Origin of the sequence: Hyphococcus flavus (assembly GCF_028748065.1) — a bacterium.
GTDB classification, from domain to species: Bacteria; Pseudomonadota; Alphaproteobacteria; order Caulobacterales; family Parvularculaceae; genus Hyphococcus; species Hyphococcus flavus.
On the sequence record NZ_CP118166.1, the window covers coordinates 2187122 to 2204282 of the forward strand.

Annotated in this window: 16 protein-coding genes and 1 other RNA gene; 15 read left to right on the forward strand and 2 right to left on the reverse strand. The window is 57.1% G+C overall.

Annotated elements, in window-relative coordinates; genetic code table 11:
• The first annotated feature begins 154 nt into the window (after positions 1-154).
• Positions 155-527: RNase P RNA component class A (rnpB, locus tag PUV54_RS10460), an RNA gene on the forward strand.
• Positions 528-575: 48 nt separating this feature from the next.
• On the forward strand, positions 576-1061 hold the full coding sequence (locus PUV54_RS10465) for a YajQ family cyclic di-GMP-binding protein (protein WP_274492182.1): 486 nt from the start codon (positions 576-578) through the stop codon (positions 1059-1061).
• Positions 1062-1150: 89 nt separating this feature from the next.
• Here PUV54_RS10465 and PUV54_RS10470 read toward each other — a convergent pair whose 3' ends face one another.
• A complete protein-coding gene (locus PUV54_RS10470) occupies positions 1151-1501 on the reverse strand; it encodes a hypothetical protein (RefSeq protein WP_274492183.1) in 351 nt (116 codons plus the stop codon).
• 107 nt (positions 1502-1608) lie between these two features.
• Here PUV54_RS10470 and PUV54_RS10475 point away from each other — a divergent pair, with 107 nt between their 5' ends.
• On the forward strand, positions 1609-2514 hold the full coding sequence (locus tag PUV54_RS10475) for a methylated-DNA--[protein]-cysteine S-methyltransferase (protein ID WP_274492184.1): 906 nt from the start codon (positions 1609-1611) through the stop codon (positions 2512-2514).
• 68 nt (positions 2515-2582) lie between these two features.
• Here the strand turns inward: PUV54_RS10475 and ctrA are convergent, their stop codons facing one another.
• On the reverse strand, positions 2583-3284 hold the full coding sequence (gene ctrA / locus PUV54_RS10480; RefSeq protein ID WP_274495222.1) for a response regulator transcription factor CtrA: 702 nt from the start codon (positions 3282-3284) through the stop codon (positions 2583-2585).
• A gap of 275 nt (positions 3285-3559) precedes the next feature.
• Here ctrA and PUV54_RS10485 point away from each other — a divergent pair, with 275 nt between their 5' ends.
• The 12 genes from PUV54_RS10485 to murC all read left to right on the forward strand — a co-directional run bounded on the left by PUV54_RS10485 (position 3560) and on the right by murC (position 17158).
• A complete protein-coding gene (locus tag PUV54_RS10485; RefSeq protein WP_274492185.1) occupies positions 3560-4063 on the forward strand; it encodes a hypothetical protein in 504 nt (167 codons plus the stop codon).
• Positions 4064-4322: 259 nt separating this feature from the next.
• Positions 4323-4805: a division/cell wall cluster transcriptional repressor MraZ gene (locus tag PUV54_RS10490; protein WP_274492186.1), complete on the forward strand. Its 483-nt coding sequence runs from the start codon at positions 4323-4325 to the stop codon at positions 4803-4805.
• Positions 4802-5806 (forward strand): 16S rRNA (cytosine(1402)-N(4))-methyltransferase RsmH, encoded by a 1005-nt coding sequence (gene rsmH / locus PUV54_RS10495; RefSeq protein ID WP_274492187.1) that lies wholly within the window; start codon positions 4802-4804, stop codon positions 5804-5806. Before PUV54_RS10490 ends, rsmH begins: the two co-directional genes overlap by 4 nt.
• Positions 5807-6220 carry a cell division protein FtsL gene (gene ftsL / locus PUV54_RS10500; protein WP_274492188.1) on the forward strand — a complete coding sequence of 138 codons (414 nt, stop codon included), beginning with the start codon at positions 5807-5809 and terminating at the stop codon, positions 6218-6220. It begins immediately after the preceding gene.
• A 63-nt stretch (positions 6221-6283) separates the two neighbouring features.
• On the forward strand, positions 6284-8020 hold the full coding sequence (locus PUV54_RS10505) for a peptidoglycan D,D-transpeptidase FtsI family protein (protein ID WP_274492189.1): 1737 nt from the start codon (positions 6284-6286) through the stop codon (positions 8018-8020).
• Entirely contained in the window at positions 8017-9456 is a 1440-nt protein-coding gene (locus PUV54_RS10510; protein WP_274492190.1) for a UDP-N-acetylmuramoyl-L-alanyl-D-glutamate--2,6-diaminopimelate ligase, read from the forward strand. Before PUV54_RS10505 ends, PUV54_RS10510 begins: the two co-directional genes overlap by 4 nt.
• Positions 9453-10913 (forward strand): UDP-N-acetylmuramoylalanyl-D-glutamyl-2,6-diaminopimelate--D-alanyl-D-alanine ligase, encoded by a 1461-nt coding sequence (locus tag PUV54_RS10515; protein WP_274492191.1) that lies wholly within the window; start codon positions 9453-9455, stop codon positions 10911-10913. The genes PUV54_RS10510 and PUV54_RS10515 overlap by 4 nt, the downstream gene beginning before the upstream one ends.
• Positions 10913-12046 (forward strand): phospho-N-acetylmuramoyl-pentapeptide-transferase, encoded by a 1134-nt coding sequence (gene mraY, locus PUV54_RS10520; RefSeq protein ID WP_274492193.1) that lies wholly within the window; start codon positions 10913-10915, stop codon positions 12044-12046. The genes PUV54_RS10515 and mraY overlap by 1 nt, the downstream gene beginning before the upstream one ends.
• 7 nt (positions 12047-12053) lie before the next feature.
• Complete coding sequence (gene murD, locus PUV54_RS10525; RefSeq protein WP_274492194.1) at positions 12054-13466, forward strand: UDP-N-acetylmuramoyl-L-alanine--D-glutamate ligase; 1413 nt, start codon at positions 12054-12056, stop codon at positions 13464-13466.
• Positions 13463-14599 carry an FtsW/RodA/SpoVE family cell cycle protein gene (locus tag PUV54_RS10530; protein ID WP_274492195.1) on the forward strand — a complete coding sequence of 379 codons (1137 nt, stop codon included), beginning with the start codon at positions 13463-13465 and terminating at the stop codon, positions 14597-14599. The genes murD and PUV54_RS10530 overlap by 4 nt, the downstream gene beginning before the upstream one ends.
• Entirely contained in the window at positions 14596-15684 is a 1089-nt protein-coding gene (gene murG, locus PUV54_RS10535) for an undecaprenyldiphospho-muramoylpentapeptide beta-N-acetylglucosaminyltransferase (protein WP_274492196.1), read from the forward strand. The genes PUV54_RS10530 and murG overlap by 4 nt, the downstream gene beginning before the upstream one ends.
• Positions 15685-15757: 73 nt before the next feature.
• Entirely contained in the window at positions 15758-17158 is a 1401-nt protein-coding gene (murC, locus tag PUV54_RS10540) for a UDP-N-acetylmuramate--L-alanine ligase (protein WP_420797957.1), read from the forward strand.
• Positions 17159-17161: the final 3 nt, after the last annotated feature.

Sequence of the window (17161 nt, forward strand, 5' to 3'; positions counted from 1 at the left end):
CCAGTTGAAAAACAACTAAGGACATAAAGCGGTAAGTCTAATTTCGGCTGACTGTCTTGAGCGCAGATCAAACCACTCCGGAAAGCCTTTGTTAGCCATGTTATTGGCGAGCCTGCCTTGACCTTTCGCGTTCTGGCCCTCAAATCGGCGAACGCCAGACGGTCGGACGGCCGCCGGTATCGCCTCCGGGCGACGCGGGAGGAAAGTCCGGGCTCCATGGAGACAAGGCGCCGGGTAACGCCCGGCCGGGGTAACCCGAGGGAAAGCGCCACAGAGAATATACCGCCCCGTTTCGGGGTAAGGGTGAAAAGGTGCGGTAAGAGCGCACCGCCGGACCAGCAATGGGACGGGCATGGCAAGCCCCGCCTGGAGCAAGACCGAATAGGGATAACGCGCTGAAAAGCAGGCGTGTCTTCGCGCTGAGTTATCCGGGTTGGTTGCTTGAGCACGCCAGTAATGGCGCGCCTAGAGGAATGGTCGTCGCGCCGCAAGGCGTACAGAACCCGGCTTACAGACCGTCTGGCGTTTATTTTAGAGTCGCGTATCTATACGAAGTTTCGCAACGGAGAATTCACATGCCGTCTTTCGATATTGTTTCTGAAGTCGATCTGTCCGAAGCCGACAACGCCATTCAGAATATCACGCGTGAAATTTCTACGCGTTATGATTTCAAGGGATCGAAATCGACTGTCGAGCTTAAAGAGGGCGTGATCACAATCTTTGCCGATGACGATCTGAAGCTTCGTCAGATGCACGAAATCCTGCAGGGCAATATGCAAAAGCGTGGAATTGAACCTGGCTCGCTCGATTATCAAAAAGAAGAACCGGCAGCCGGCCAGGCCGTCCGGCAACGCGTCTTGATCAAGCAAGGCATCGACAAAGAACTTGCCAAGAAGATTGTCAAAGCGATTAAGGGAGAGAAATTTAAGGTGCAAGTCGCCATTCAGGGTGATGCTTTACGCGTGACAGGCAAGAAACGCGATGACCTGCAGGAAGTCATTACCTTTGTAAAAGCAATGAAACAGGAGCAGCCATTCCAGTACCAGAATTTCCGCGACTAGCGTCTTAAAAGATGCATGAAAAAAGCGCGACCCTATGGCCGCGCTTTAGTTTATCCAAGTTGGCAGTCTTGGGCTGCTTTAGAGAGTGATTAAGCTGCAGCGGCTTTGCCCGGGATACCGTGGATCGCTGAACGCATCCAGCGGAAGCCGCCAATCATCAGCACAAGGCCGATATAGCGTACGATGTAAATACCAAGATCATCGGTGAAGCTTTTGGCCATCCCGCCGATCGCGGCGTAAATCGACTGGATCTCAGCGCCGGAGGAGCCCATGGCCGCAATCGGCCATACGGTGCGGTCGATCAGAAGCGCCAGAAGGCCGACCTTCCAGAGATTGGATTCGCCCTTTGCGAACATGGCGAACAGAAACGCCAGAATAATTGCGCGAGGCAAGTCCGCGCCCGAAAAGCCAATGCCGATAATGTATTGAAGATCCTGCATGGTGATCCCCTGAAAATTGTTCCAAATGCATTTACGCCTGATTAGGGTTAATACGGCGTAAAGCGGTGATGCTTTTCAGCAAGTTTCGGGTGTTATCGGGCGCGGCTATGTCTAAACAAAACCTTATGAACGCTATGACCCAGATCACAAACATTGCGCCCATAAGCGCTAAACGGCTCGATGGTTACGCACCGGTTGGACGCGCCATTGATTTCCTCACTGCGCATGCGGAGGATCAGCCGGGATTGGAAGATGTCGCCGCCCATGTGGGCTTGTCGCCAGCGCATTTCCAGCGTGTCTTTAAAGCCGGCGCCGGCGTATCGCCGAAACGGTTTCTGCAATATCTTGCGGCGCAAGAAGCAAAGCGCGCCATGTCGAGTGGCGAAGATGTTCTGTCTGCGTCGCTTTCAGCAGGGCTTTCGGGCTCGTCGCGATTACATGATCTTTTTCTGGCGTCGGAAGCGATGACGCCTGGCGACTATCGCCGAAAAGGCGCAGGGCTCGTCATACGTCATGCGTTTATCGAAGGACCGCTCGGCCGCGTGCTGATTGCTGCGACGGACAAGGGCGTGTGCTGGATGAGTTTCGCCGAAGAGGGCGGGGACGTATTGCATCTTGCCGAAATGAAACATGACTGGTCGGCGGCGGAATTTATCGAGGACGAAGGATTAGTCGCGCCTTTGGCGGCGCGCGCTTTTGCATTCGCCCTTAACCGAAAAACCGACGAACCATTACGTCTGCATGTTAGGGGTACAAACTTTCAACTGAAAGTCTGGGAAGCCCTTTTAAAAATTCCCTATGGCGGATGCGCAACCTATGGCGACATCGCAAGAGAAATCGGGTCGCCACGGGCGAATCGCGCGGTCGGCTCGGCTGTCGGCGCCAACCTCATTTCCGTTCTCATTCCCTGTCACCGGGTCATTCTTTCTTCCGGCGTCATTCACAACTACCGCTGGGGCGTTGCGCGCAAGAAAGCGGTGCTCGCCATGGAAGGTGCGGTCACTGCTGCGTAAAAAAAACGCCCCGGGTTCTCCAGGGCGTTTTTTCAGATGTGCAAGTGTAGCGTCGGTCGGTTTAGCTCTTAAGCCACTTCGGCGGCTTTTTCCTCCTGCGGGTCGCGAAGCACATAGCCGCGGCCCCAGACAGTTTCGATGTAATGTTCGCCCTGTGTCGCGGCGGCAAGTTTCTTGCGCAGCTTACAAATAAAGACGTCAATGATTTTCAGTTCCGGTTCATCCATGCCGCCATAAAGGTGGTTCAGGAACATCTCTTTCGTGAGCGTCGTGCCCTTGCGGAGCGATAACAGCTCCAGCATCTGATATTCCTTGCCGGTGAGGTGGACGCGCTGGCCGGCGACTTCCACTGTCTTTGCGTCGAGATTTACAACCAGCTTGCCAGTTGTAATCACTGACTGTGAGTGACCTTTTGAACGGCGGACGATGGCGTGAATGCGTGCAACCAGCTCGTCCTTGTGGAATGGTTTAGTCATGTAATCGTCAGCGCCGAAGCCGAGGCCGCGCACTTTGGTTTCGATGTCGCCCTGGCCCGTGAGAATGAGGATCGGCGTATTCACTTTCGAAACGCGCAATGTCTTTAATACGTCAAAACCGGTCATGTCCGGCAGGTTCAGGTCGAGCAAGATGATGTCATAATCATATACCTTGCCCAGATCGACGCCCTCTTCGCCAAGGTCGGTGGTGTACACATTGAACCCGTCCGACTTCAGCATCAACTCGATGCTCTGTGCCGTGGCGCCGTCGTCTTCGATCAGCAAAACCCGCATGTTCAGTCTCCTGTTCGGCGCGTCGTTCCCCTCGAAACTTTCCGCGCTCTTCATCTTTGTCGCTAATAGCTAACGACCATAAGCTTTCATAATGGTTAACAACATGAACGGCTTTGGCGGCTTTTGGGGTCTTGCTTTAATCGCCCGCAAACACTCCTTACCGGGTGAGCCCAGTAATTCCGTGATTTGCAGGCCATGTCATTAAGCATATGGATTTTTTTGAAAGTTAAATCAGTTCACCAGTTTACGAGTGCTTAATCGGTCTGGCGTTAAGCATGTTGATTAAGAAAGCGCCGCTGAACGGTGACGGGAGTGAAACGGTTTTAATCCGTATCGGGACCGAAACAGAGGTTAAGCTGCGAAAGGACGTTTGCAACCAAACCGGAGTTCGCTTGATGGATGAGCATGCATACGAAAACTGGACTCAAGATCGTTGTGCGGGCCTTGATATTTCCTTGGGGCAGCGCCACGGCCTTTCGCGCTTGTTGAAGCTGGCGCGCGAGGAGCGTCAGTCGTTGCGGGCGGATCTTGATGACATCAAGGCGGCGAGGGCGGCGGCGGATCGTTCACTGGAGGCGTGCCTGCAACAGGGCGAGGCGGGTCTTGAGCGCCAGACGGCCTTGCGGCGACTGTTGAATTCGCTCGATCGCAGCGGTGATGCGATCCGGGAAAAGCTCGCCGTCGTTCAGGGCGAAGCAATACGGCTCGACGGGCTTATCAGTCCCAATGGCGGTTCGCATGTTGTCCCGCTCCAGCAAGCCGTTCGAAAAACAGCCTGAACCTCAGCAACGTTCATGTTCACGATTTTTTAACGCCCAGCTTTTGAGAATGGACTGAGCGAACCTTGGGCTGGCTGAACCGGATATGTTCCATTTCTGTTCCGTAATCAGTCAGAAAAAAGAGCGCATTTGGGCGAATCAACCTTTGACCGCCCATAAATTCCCATGCTATCCCATGTTAACCCAATTTTGAACGGGTAAGGGGCGGCGTGCGCCCGGCTGAAACCAGCCGGATCGGCGCCGCGGCGGAGGATGCGGCATGCGGCGCGTGACCGGGGCCCGGTTTTTTGGGTCCTATGTCAATAAGATTGATGCGAAGGGGCGGCTGGCGACGCCGGCGCTGTTTCGCCGTGCGCTCAACCTGCCCGAAGAAAATGTCGTTTATTGCATACCGTCCACAGAAGAGCCCTGTATCGAATGCGGCGGCGGCGACTACATCGACAATCTGATGGAGATGATTGACCAGCTCGATCCGTTCTCTCCGAAGCGCATCAGTCTCGAACGCACCATCGCCACGCAGATGACGCCGCTCTCTCCCGACAAAGAGGGGCGGATCAATTTACCCGAACCATTGCGAGAACATGCGAAACTTAATGGCGAGGCGCTGTTCGCCGGTCACGTGCGCTCGTTTCAGATATGGAACCCGGACATTTTTGAAGCGGCGCTCGGCGAGGCGAAAAAAATCGCCAGCGATGCGCGCCTCTCTCTACGCAACCCGACCCCTAACGGGGGCAGCGCATGAACCAGGCAGTACATACACCTGTCATGCTGAAAGAGGTGCTGGCCGCGTTAGCGCCGAAAGAAGGCGGTGTTTACGTTGATGCGACTTTCGGCGCTGGCGGCTACTCGCGCGCAATATTGAATGCGGCCGATTGCACCGTTTACGGATTTGATCGCGATCCGACCGCAATTGAACGTGCAAAAGAATGGGCGACGCAATTTGCCGGGCGCCTGTTTCTCATCAACCGGCCGTTTGCTGAAATGCGAGAGGCGCTTGAAGAGCAAGGCGTTGAAGTCGTCGATGGCGTTGTGTTCGATCTCGGCGTTTCTTCAATGCACCTAGACGAGGCGGAACGCGGGTTTTCTTTCCGTCACGACGGCCCTTTATCCATGCGGATGGATGGCGGCAAGCCTGATGCCAGTGACGTTATCGCGAAAGCAGATGCGAAGGATCTCGCAGCAATCTTTCGCGCTTATGGCGAGGAAAAACGCGCCGGCCAGCTTGCCAGAGCCGTTATCAAGGCCCGCGACAAAGGGCCGATAGAGACCACCAGCCATCTTGCCGGAATTGTTGAAGCCGCGACTCCTGCAGCAGTGCGTCAGAAAATTCATCCCGCGACGCGCGTCTTCCAAGCGTTGCGGATATTCGTCAATGATGAACTTGGCCAGCTTGTTGCCGGGCTTCGTGCGGCGGAACGGCTGTTGCGACCGGCAGGACGGCTTGTCGCCGTGACGTTTCATTCGCTTGAAGACCGCATCGTGAAAAGGTTTCTTGTTAGCGGTGAGATGCGCAAAACGAAATCGCGGCATTTGCCGCCTGATGAATCGCAGCCGGCCGCGTTTTCACTGCTCTATAGCAAAGCGATTGCGGCGAGCCGGGAAGAGGCGGGGGAAAATCCGCGCGCACGGTCGGCGAAATTGCGTGCAGCAGAACGCACTAATGCGCCCCCGCAAACGGCTGATGCAAGCGCTCTTGGCGCGCCGCGCTTAAAAGAATTATCGTTCATGACGGGAGGGATATAAATGATCCGTATTTCAACTATATTTTTATGCATTATTTTAGCAGCGGCGGCGTTTGGGCGATACCGTGCGGAAGTTTCTGTACGGGAGTTGCGTGAAGAAATAGATCGGATCGAGACGAGCCAGGTTGAAGAAATTCGCTCCATTCAGATGTTGCGCGCCGAGATAGCTTATCTCGAAAATCCGGAACGGCTTGCAAGGATTGCCGATACAAAAACAGATCTCAGGCCGTCCACAGGCGATCAGTTGATGGGTGTGCGAGAGTTTGCTTTGGCGTTTGGGCTTGAAGACGCCGGAGAAGATGCTGGGAGCGAGCCCGACAACACCATTCTCAACGCCATGGCTATGGCTCAACTGACAGGTTCTCAGCTAACGGCTAGCCAGTCAGCCGGAACAGAGCAGGTCAACAGCCGCTGAAACCAGGAGGAATAGGCCCCCGTGTTCGGTCGAAAGCAAAAGCGGTTAAAGCCAAGAGCGTATGTGATAGCTGATACGCGTTCTGTCGAGAGAGATACGGCGGCGCTGCACATAAAGGCGTCCGGCGCGCGTGGCCGTTTCGCCGATCGTGCGCGGGTGCGCGTGATGATGTGCGCAGTCGTCTTTGTGTTTGTCTTTGGCGCACTCGGCGTAAGGTTGGCTTTTGTCTCTTTCGGCCAGATTGAGACGTCAAGCCTGTACGCAGAAGCAACGCATGCGGATGGACCAAGGCCGGAAATCGTTGACCGCAACGGCGCCTTGCTGGCCGCAGACCTGCCTGTCATCGCATTGGAGGTAGCGGGCCGTGATGTCTGGGATGCAGGCGAGACGGCGCAAAAGCTGGCGAATGTATTGCCGGGCATCGACCCTGTTGAACTCACCTTGAAACTTGAGGAAGGCCGCTACGAAGAGGTCAAGTCGGATCTTACGCCGACAGAACGAAAAGCGGTTTTCGATCTCGGCTTGCCTGGTGTTCGTTTTGCCGCGCGGGTCGACCGGTTTTACCCCCAGGCTGATCTTGCCGCGCATGTCATCGGTCATGATGAGCCGGGCAAGGGCGGCGTCATGGGGTTGGAGAAAGCGGCGAACCGTTTTCGCGGCGATGGTCAACTGCGCGCCTCGATCGACATCCGCGTGCAACAGGCGCTTGAAGACGAACTCTCCAGCACAATGAAAACTTTCCATGCTGAAGCTGCATGGGGCGCGGTCATGGATGTCGAGACAGGCGAGATCGTGGCGTTGGCGAGCATGCCAGACTTCGATCCGAACGAGCCGGGCGCCGCACCGGACGATTTTCGCCGCAATCGCGCCACCTATGACAATTATGAGCTTGGCTCGGCGTTCAAGTCATTCACAGCCGCAGCGATTATGGATGCGGGTCTGGCCAGTGAAGCGACGCCGTACGACGCGCGAGGAACCTATAAAGTCGCCGACCGCATCATCAGGGATTTTCATGGTGAAAACCGCATTCTGACCTTATCGGAAGTTGTGCAGCATTCTTCAAACATTGGCGCCGCGCGTATGGCGATAGAGTTGGGTTCGAAAGAACAACGGCGTGTTCTGAAAGATCTCGGGTTGTTTGAAGCGCTTCCGATTGAGCTTAATGAAAACCGCGCGCCGCAACTTCCCGCCCAATGGGGGCCGGTAGAAACGGCGACGATTTCCTATGGTCACGGCATCTCCGTTACCCCGCTGCATCTTCTGGCGGCTTATTCGGCAGTGGTGAATGGCGGCGTTTATAGAACGCCGTCTTTCCTTGCGGTCGATGAGGCGCCGGAGGGGCGGCGGGTCTTCAAACCGGAAACGAGCGCCGCGATGCGTCGTGTCTTGCGCCGCGTGATAACGGACGGCACCGCGGAATTCGCCGAAGCGCCCGGCTATTATCCGATTGGTAAAACTGCCACCGCCGACAAGGTTTCCAAGACTGGCGGTTATGAGAAAGATGCGCGCATCGCGAGTTTTGTCGGTGCGGTTCCCGGTTATGCGCCTCGCTATGCGATCCTGATTACGTTTGATAATCCGCAAGCGATTGAGGGTACCTATGGCTATGCGACGGCCGGGTGGAATGCGGCGCCGGCCTTTTCGCGTTTTGTAGAACGCGCAGCGCCGCTATTAGGATTGTCGCAAGTGGGCGACACAACAGCGCTGGCCGCGTTCATCACCGGCGAGCCGCCTGCAGACCGGTTTTCGAGACGCCGTCAGGCGCGTCTTGAGGTTGCTGACGGGGAGCGGGCGCGTTGAAACTGTCTGAACTTTCCGGCGAGACTTTCTCGCCTGACCCCGTCATTGCCGGTCTTACGGCAGACAGCCGCGCCGTGACGCGCGGCTTTCTGTTTGCCGCGCTGCCTGGCGTCAATTTCGACGGTGCAAAGTTTATTCCGCAAGCAGAAGAAAATGGTGCTTGCGCGGTGCTTGCACGGCCCGGTGTGGCGTCGAGACTGCCAATAGTTGTCGATACCGAACCGCGAAAGCGCCTTTCACAGATGGCGGCGCGGTTTTATCCGCGTCAGCCTCAAACGATCGCCGGCATCACTGGCACTAACGGCAAAACATCGACGGCGCGGTTCACCGCGCAGATCTGGCAGCGTCTTGGCAAGGTCTCTGGCAGCCTGGGCACGCTCGGAGCGCAGGCCGAAAACTATGATCGAAACCTGATCCACACGACGCCTGATCCAGTTATGCTGCATCAAACGCTGCAAGAGATGGCGGATGAAGGCGTCACGCATCTCGCCATGGAAGTATCGAGCCATGGTCTGGTTCAGAACCGCGCTGACGGCGTGAAATTCAAAATCGCGGCATTCACGAATATTACGCAAGACCATCTCGATTATCACGCCAGTTTTAATGAGTACTTCGCTGCAAAGGCGAGGTTGTTTGACGAGCTGGTGAGCGATGAGGGCGTTGTTGTTGTCAACGCAGACGGCGAGGGCGCGGAAGAGATTGTTAATCTCGTAAAAAAGCGTGGACTGAGGGTTATTACAACCGGCGTAAAGGGAGAGAGCGTTCAGATCACTGAAGCGGTACCGCAACTGTCCGGGCTCAATCTCTCAATTGTTGTTGATGGGAAAACTTATGTCGTTACAACGCCTTTGATTGGCGCGTTTCAGGCGGAGAACGTGGCGCTTGCGGTTGGCGTTGCGATGGCGTCTGGCGCCGGAGCGGGTGATATAATTCCGCTGCTTGAATATATCACTGGCGCGCCCGGACGGATGCAGATGGTTTCGAGCATCAACGGGGCGGGGGTTTATGTTGACTATGCCCATACGCCTGATGCCGTGGCGACAGCGCTGAAAGCAATTCGGCCACACGCCAAAGGCCGCGTCGTAACCATCATTGGGGCCGGCGGCGACCGGGACAAAGCCAAACGTCCGCTCATGGGGGCGGCGGCATTCGAAAACGCAGATACAGTGATTGTTACCGATGACAATCCACGGAACGAAGGTCCTGCGGCAATCCGCAAACAAGTCATGGAAGGTTGTCCTGACGCGCAGGAAATAGGCGACAGGGAAGAAGCCATCGCGGCGGGGGTCGCGATGCTCAAAGACGGCGACGTGCTGCTGATTTTGGGGAAAGGGCATGAAACCGGACAGGTGGTGGGTGATAAAATTTTGCCGTTCGACGACGCGGAAGTTGCTTCCCGCGCGATTGCGAACCGCATGAAGGAGCTCGGGCGATGACAACTGCACTTGAAAAATTATGGACGGCTTATGAAGCGGCGGCAGCGACCGGCGGCGCCCTCTGTTCGCGTGGCGGCGACCCTAAGCGCTGGGATGCTGAAGAATGGTCTGCAGGCGGGATATCGATTGATACGCGCACGCTAAAACCAGGTGATATTTTCGTGGCGCTACGCGATGCTCGTGATGGACATGAGTTTTTGCAATACGCGTTTGACGCTGGCGCGGCAGCGGCGCTGGTGGCGAAGGCGCCGGAAAATGCGCCTGAAGGAGCGCCATTGCTTGTTGTCGGCGACACGCTGGAGGGGTTGCGCGATCTCGCCAAAGCCGCGCGCATACGCAACTTCGGTAAGCGTATTGCTGTCACGGGGAGCGCCGGAAAAACCAGCACCAAGGAAATATTGCGAGCGATCCTCTCGAGCGCCGGCGTCGTCCATGCGGCGGATAAAAGCTTTAACAATCATTGGGGCGTGCCGTTAACGCTGGCGAAGTTGCCAATGCGCTGCGACTTTGGCGTTTTTGAAATCGGTATGAATCATCCAGGCGAAATAACGCCGCTGACCGGGCTTGTGCGTCCGCACGCTGCGATCGTCACGACGGTTGCTGCGGCGCATCTTGAGTTTTTCAAGTCAGTTGAGGAAATCGCTGAAGCCAAGGCGGAAATTTTTTCTGGTCTTGCGCCCGGCGGCGTCGCCGTTCTGCCGTTCGACAACGATTTTTTTCCGTTGTTGAAAAAACGGGCGGAAGAAGCTGGCGCTGCTTCTTTTGTATCCTTCGGAGAAAAAGACGGCGCCGATTTTCAGTTGCTCAATTATCAGGCGGATGGCGCTGGCGCGCAATTGAAAGCGAAAATCAAAGACAAAATCTACGAATTTCCCTCCGGCATACCGGGGCGGCATCAAGCGACAAACATGCTGGCAGCGCTCGCCGCCGCCGACGCCGTGGGCGCACCGCTGGAGCCTGCTATCCGGGCGCTTGCCGATATTTCGCCAACCGAAGGGCGCGGCGCGCGCGCGCAAATCATTGTTGATGGCGGCGAGGCGACGCTCATTGATGAAAGCTATAATGCTAACCCGGCGTCCATGTCGGCGGCGATCGGCCTTCTCGGCGCCAGCGAGCTTGAAGCCGGAGGCCGCCGCATCGCCGTACTCGGCGAGATGCTGGAACTCGGGCCGGACGCGCCGCAGCTTCATGCCGCTCTTGCCGAAGCGTTAGTTGCGGCGAAGGTTGACCGGGTCTACGCAGCGGGCCAGTTGATGCGTCATCTCTGGGATCAATTGCCGCCGAACATGCGCGGGCTTCACGCCGGCGACGCCGTCGGTCTCGTCGGTCCGGTACTCGATATGGTTGCGCCGGGCGATATTGTCATGGTCAAGGGATCGAACGCCTCTAAAGTAAGTGCTGTCGCGCGCGCGCTGAAAGACAGCGGTAAAAAAGAAAACATAGAAGGCCGGGCCTGATGCTTTATCACTTGCTGACCCCTTACGCGGATCAGTTCCAACTGTTCAACGTGTTTCGCTACCTGACGTTTCGTACAGGCGGTGCGATCATGACGGCGCTGCTGATTGCGTTTTTACTGGGCCCGTCGCTTATCCGATGGATGCGCCGCAAGCAGGGTCGCGGTCAGCCGATCCGCGAGGACGGCCCTCAAAATCATATCATCGAAAAAGCCGGCACGCCGACCATGGGCGGCGTCTTGATCCTGTTGTCGCTGGTGGTTGCGACTTTTTTATGGGCGCGGCTCGACAATATTTATGTGTGGATCGTCATGGGCGTGACGCTTGCCTTTGGCGCGCTTGGGTTCATCGACGACTATCTGAAAGTCACCAAACAGAACGCCAGCGGCGTTGTTGGCAGTCTGAAACTTGCCGTCCAGTTTGCCGTGGCGCTGACCGCCGGCTGGTTCTGCATGGATGCGCTCAGCGCTGCGCCGGATGCGCCGGCGGGTCTCGCCACCGCAGTGCCGGTGCCGTTTGTGCCGCTCGATATTTTCCAGAACTGGTTCAATGCGCCGGGCGTGCCGCTGGGACTCCTGATCATTCCCTTTGCGGCGTTTGTGATTGTCGGCGCGTCGAACACAGTGAACCTGACTGACGGATTGGACGGCCTCGCTACGGTGCCGGTGATGATCGCGGCTGGCACGTATGCGCTTATCGTCTACCTTGTCGGCAACATCATTTATGCCGACTATCTTGGCGTGCCTTATGTGCCGGGTGCGGGCGAGCTTGCGGTCATTTGCGGCGCTATTATCGGGGCGGGGCTCGGCTTTCTCTGGTACAACGCCCCGCCGGCGGCGATTTTTATGGGCGACACCGGCTCGCTGGCACTAGGCGGCGCCATCGGAGCGATCGCTGTTGCCTCAAAACATGAAATCGTGCTCGCGATTGTCGGGGGTCTCTTCGTGCTCGAAGGTCTTTCGGTGATGATCCAGATCGCTTCGTTCAAACTGACGGGCAAGCGCGTCTTTCGCATGGCGCCGATCCATCACCACTTCGAACATCTCGGCTGGAAAGAGTCGACCATTGTCATCCGCTTCTGGATCATAGCCATGGTGCTGGCGATGATCGGTCTTGCAACGTTAAAACTGCGATAGGGTATTCATGATCCTTATCCCTGACGTAAAACGAAAGAATGTCGGCGTCTTCGGTCTCGGCGTGTCAGGCATCGCGACCTGTGAGGCGCTGGTCGCCTCTGGCGCGCGCGTTTATTCTTTCGATGAAAATCGTGAGGCGCGGGACAAGACATCGGATACAGAATACCGCTGCGAGCATCCGAAAAACTGGCCCTGGAAAGAGATGGACTTTCTGGTTGTCTCACCAGGCGTGCCGCTGACCCATCCAAAGCCGCATACAATCGTCCGCAAGGCGCGGATGGAAAACGTGCCGGTGATTGGCGATACCGAACTCTTTGCGCGAGCGCTTAACAAGCTCGACAAGCGCGCGCGACCGCGCATTGTGGGTGTTACTGGCTCTAACGGAAAATCGACAACGACAGCCCTGATCGGCCATATTTTGAAACAGGCGGGCGAGGACGTTTATGTAGGCGGCAATATCGGCGAGGCGGTGTTGTCGCTACCGGCGTTTGCGAGCGATGCGATTTACGTGCTGGAGCTTTCGTCGTTTCAGCTCGATTTGACGGAAACTTTGCGTCTTGATGCTGCGGTGTTCCTGAATTTGTCGCCTGACCATATCGAACGTCATGGCGATGTTGCGGGATACCTCAGATCGAAAAAGCGCATCTTTACAAACCAGACCAAAGAAGACCTTGCTGTCATCGGCGTCGACGATGATTACGCACAGAGCGTGTGCACCGAACTGATGGCGCGCGATGCGGCTGAAGTGCTGCCTGTTTCTTCAGGCAGCGCATTAGGCCGCGGCGTTTATGCGCTTGACGGCAAGTTTTATTGCAACCTCGACGGAAAAACTTTGCTCGCCGGCGATCTGGAGAACGCACGCAGCTTGCGCGGCCCGCACAACTGGCAGAACGCCGCCGCCGCCATTGCGGTTTGTGAGAAATTTGGCGTGCCGCCGGCGCTGGCCGTTAAATCGGCGCAGCGGTTTGAGGGGCTTTCCCATCGGCTCGAAGATGTCGGCCGCAACGGCAAGGTGCTCTATATAAACGACTCAAAGGCCACGAACGCTGACGCCACAGCGCGGGCGCTCGCTGCATTTGACAATATTTTCTGGATCGCCGGCGGCAAACCCAAGGAGGGTGGCGTTGAAAGTTTGAAACCGATGATGGATCGCGTGCATAGCGTCTACCTCATCGGCGAGGCGGCGGCGCAGTTCGAGGAACAATTGCGAGGCTCAGTCCATTGCGTTCTGTGCGGCGATCTTGAAAAAGCTGTCGCGGCGGCAAGTGCGGATGCGCTGAAATCCGACAAGGCAAACCCTGTCGTTTTATTGTCGCCGGCATGTGCTTCCTATGATCAGTTCAAAAGCTTTGTTGAACGCGGCGACAAGTTTCGCGATCTCGTCGCTGATCTGTCGTCGACAAATGGAGAGGCGGCATGAGGCAGCTTTCCCGGCTTGATGATTCTCCCTTTGCGCGGCTGTGGTGGTCTATCGATCGTCCGAGCCTCGCCATCCTGTCGCTCATCATCGTTATTGGTTTCGTGGTGCTGATGGCGGCGGGGCCATCGGCTGCGTCGCGTATTGGCGGCGTCAGCGAATTTCATTTTTCTGCGCGGCAGCTTATCTTTCTTGGCCCAACGCTCTTCATGATCATGGCGCTGTCATTCCTGACGCCGTTGCAGGCGCGACGATTGGGCGTGATCGTGTTTCTTGCGGCGGTCATCACCATGGTGACGGTTTTGTTGTTCGCCGGTGAAGTGAACGGCGCCAAACGCTGGTTTTACATCGGCGGGTTTTCGATCCAGCCGTCGGAGTTTGCAAAACCCGGATTCGTCATCGCCGCCGCCTGGATGCTGGCCGAGGGCGCGCGCGATCCGAAGTTTCCGGGCGGCGCCATTGCAATCGGCCTTTATGCCGTTTTCGCCGTTCTCCTATTAATGCAGCCTGATTTCGGTCAATGGGCGCTCGTCACTGCTGTTTGGGCGGTAATGTTTTTTGTCGCCGGGTGGAGCTGGTTGTGGATTGCCGGGCTCGGCGTGACAGGGCTTGGCGCGCTCACCGCCGGTTATTATTTTTCCGATCACGTAGCCGCGCGCGTCGACGGATTTTTGAAGCCCGGTTCCAATGAAACCTATCAGGTGGATCGCTCAGTTGAGACGCTGGCGAATGGCGGCGTGTTCGGACGCGGCGAAGCGGCTTCCGTAAAGGGCGCGCTGCCGGATGCGCATACGGATTTTATTTTCGCTGTAGCGGGTGAAGAATTCGGTTTTGCGCTTGCCGTGTTGATCATCCTGTTGTTTGCGATTTTTACCGCGCGCGTCATGGCGGTGGCGGCGGGGCTCAAATCCATGTTCGCGCAATGCGCGGTGACGGGCCTTGCGGCGCTGATCGGTTTTCAGGCCATCATCAATATCGGCGTCACGCTTCGCGCGTTGCCAGCCAAGGGCATGACGTTGCCGTTTATTTCCTATGGCGGCTCGTCGCTGTTGGCGACGGGGTTGACGGTCGGGTTGATCTTCGCGCTGACCAGAACGCATCAAGGCGTCTTCCGGCGCAAGGAAATCATGCCGTGAATTTTGACGGCCCCATAGCTTTGGCGGCAGGCGGCACCGGCGGACATCTGTTCCCCGCTGAAGCGCTGGCGCAGGAACTCAACCGGCGCGGCCACAAGGTGTTGCTCGTCACTGATGCGCGCGGGAGCCGGTACGCCGCGAACTTTCCAGCCGATGAGCGGTTTGAAATTTCCGCCGCGACGCCGTCCATTGGCGGGCCTGTGGCGAAAGTTACGGCTGCACTTTCCATCGCTGGCGGTTTGTTTACATCGCTGCGCGAGTTCAAAAAAAGAAAGCCGTCTGCTGCTGTCGGCTTTGGCGGTTATCCTTCGCTGCCCGCCATGAAGGCGGCGGAACTGATGAAAATCCCTTACGGTGTGCACGAACAAAATGGCGTGCTGGGCCGGGCGAACCGTCTGCTGGTCAAAGGCGCTCACTTTACAGCGCACGCCTTTCCGGTGCTGGAGAAATTACCGGCGGGCGTGCTCACCATGGAAGTCGGCAATCCCGTGCGCGATGCGGTCGCAGCGCTTGAAGGCGTTGATTACCCATCTCTCGATGGCAAGATCAATGTGCTGATCTTTGGCGGTTCTCAAGGGGCCAGCATTTTTTCTGAAGCGCCCGTGAAGGCGATTGCAAGCCTGCCGGAAGCATTACGTCAGCGTCTTGTCGTTACGCATCAGGCGCGTGAAAGCGAAATGGAAAACGTGAAAGCAGCATATGACAAGGCTGGCGTGAAATCCGACGTTGCGCCGTTCTTTGCTGACTTGCCGCAACGCATGGCGGCGGCGCATCTTGTGTTATCCCGCGCCGGAGCCTCAACAGTGACGGAACTCGCCGCCATCGGCCGCCCATCGATCCTGGTGCCGCTTGGCATCGCCATGGACGATCACCAGACCGGTAACGCGCGGACTTTAAAAGACAAAAATGCGGCCGTGATTTTGCCGGAAAAAGAGATTAACGAGTATGAATTGACCGGCCTTCTGGAGGCGTTGCTGACAAATCCGCAGAGGCTGAAATCCATGGCCGCCGCCGCCAAGGGCGCGGTCAAATCCGGCGCGGCCGCGCGGCTCGCCGATCTCGTAGAAAATATCGTCGCGCAATAATACGCGACACGAAGTAAAGCGTAATATGACGAATAAAGACCAATATTCAAAAATCGATCCGCCTAAAATCAAGGTGCGGCTGCCCTTCGGCGCCGGCGTCGTGCATTTTGTCGGCATCGGCGGGATTGGCATGAGCGGCATCGCCGATGTGATGCGCAATCTCGGCTATGATGTGCGCGGGTCCGATGTGGCCGACGGGCCGAACGTGCAGCGTTTACGCGACAAGGGCGTGCCCATCGTCATCGGCCATAAACCGGAAAATGTCGACGGCGCCGATGCGGTGATCATCTCAACGGCGATCAAGCGCGACAATCCTGAGGTTGCTGCTGCGCGCGCGCGCCACATTCCCGTGGTGAAACGCGCCGACATGCTCGCGGAGCTGATGCGCCTCAAATGGACCGTTTCCGTCGCGGGCACCCACGGGAAAACGACGACGACAACCATGGTCGCGGCGCTGCTCGACGAAGCCAATCTCGACCCGACAGTGATTAATGGCGGCGTCATCAACGCTTACGGCGCCAATGCGCGCATCGGTGAGGGCGACTGGATGGTGGTCGAGGCGGACGAAAGCGACGGCACGTTCATCCGCTTGCCGACAACGGTTGCGATCGTCACCAATATCGACCCTGAGCATCTCGATCACTGGGGCGGATTTGAAAACCTGCGCAACGCGTTTGACATCTTTATCGAGAACACGCCGTTTTACGGTTTCGGCGTCGTCTGTCTCGATCATCCGGAGGTGCAGGCGCTGGTGGGCCGCGTCACCGACCGGCGGCTTATTACATACGGCGTCAATCCGCAGGCGGATGTCCGCGCGGCGAATATCCGGTTTGAGGACGGGACTTCCGTTTACGACATTATTTTCCGCGAGCGCGGGACCGAGATCGGGCGCATCGATAACGTCAAACTGCCGATGCCGGGCGCACATAATGTGTTGAACTCACTACCCGCCGCCATTGTCGCCAAGCGACTCGGCGCCAGCAACGAACAGATCAAATCGGGCTTTGCGAAATTCGCCGGCGTCAAGCGGCGGTTCTCGCCAGCGGGCGAGTGGAAAGGCGTCACCATCATCGACGATTACGGCCATCACCCGGCGGAGATCGCGGCGGTGCTGCGCGCCGCGCGCAACATTGCGTCAGGCAAGGTCATCGCGGTGGTGCAGCCGCACCGATACTCGCGTTTGCAGAACCTGTTCGATGAATTCTGCGCCTGCCTCAATGAAGCGGACGTGGCGTTGATCACCGATGTCTATGCGGCCGGCGAAACTCCACTTGAAGGCTATGACAGAGATAGTCTCGTCGCAGGCCTTGAAAGCCATGGCCACCGCGATGCGAGCGCGCTGAAAAGTTTCGACGATCTGCCGCGCGTGATCGCCGAAACGGCGGAGCCGGGCGATTATGTTATTTGCCTCGGCGCCGGCGACATCACCAAACATGCGAATGCGCTGGCGGGTGCGCTGGAGAAGATTGGGTAAAGT

What these genes read in the sequence shown, in the direction of transcription:
- PUV54_RS10465 (WP_274492182.1), top strand. Translation starts at nt 576, where the DNA reads ATGCCGTCTTTCGATATTGTTTCTGAAGTCGATCTGTCCGAAGCCGAC.
- PUV54_RS10470 (WP_274492183.1), bottom strand. Translation starts at nt 1,501, where the DNA reads ATGCAGGATCTTCAATACATTATCGGCATTGGCTTTTCGGGCGCGGAC.
- PUV54_RS10475 (WP_274492184.1), top strand. Translation starts at nt 1,609, where the DNA reads ATGTCTAAACAAAACCTTATGAACGCTATGACCCAGATCACAAACATT.
- ctrA (WP_274495222.1), bottom strand. Translation starts at nt 3,284, where the DNA reads ATGCGGGTTTTGCTGATCGAAGACGACGGCGCCACGGCACAGAGCATC.
- PUV54_RS10485 (WP_274492185.1), top strand. Translation starts at nt 3,560, where the DNA reads ATGTTGATTAAGAAAGCGCCGCTGAACGGTGACGGGAGTGAAACGGTT.
- PUV54_RS10490 (WP_274492186.1), top strand. Translation starts at nt 4,323, where the DNA reads ATGCGGCGCGTGACCGGGGCCCGGTTTTTTGGGTCCTATGTCAATAAG.
- rsmH (WP_274492187.1), top strand. Translation starts at nt 4,802, where the DNA reads ATGAACCAGGCAGTACATACACCTGTCATGCTGAAAGAGGTGCTGGCC.
- ftsL (WP_274492188.1), top strand. Translation starts at nt 5,807, where the DNA reads ATGATCCGTATTTCAACTATATTTTTATGCATTATTTTAGCAGCGGCG.
- PUV54_RS10515 (WP_274492191.1), top strand. Translation starts at nt 9,453, where the DNA reads ATGACAACTGCACTTGAAAAATTATGGACGGCTTATGAAGCGGCGGCA.
- mraY (WP_274492193.1), top strand. Translation starts at nt 10,913, where the DNA reads ATGCTTTATCACTTGCTGACCCCTTACGCGGATCAGTTCCAACTGTTC.
- murD (WP_274492194.1), top strand. Translation starts at nt 12,054, where the DNA reads ATGATCCTTATCCCTGACGTAAAACGAAAGAATGTCGGCGTCTTCGGT.
- PUV54_RS10530 (WP_274492195.1), top strand. Translation starts at nt 13,463, where the DNA reads ATGAGGCAGCTTTCCCGGCTTGATGATTCTCCCTTTGCGCGGCTGTGG.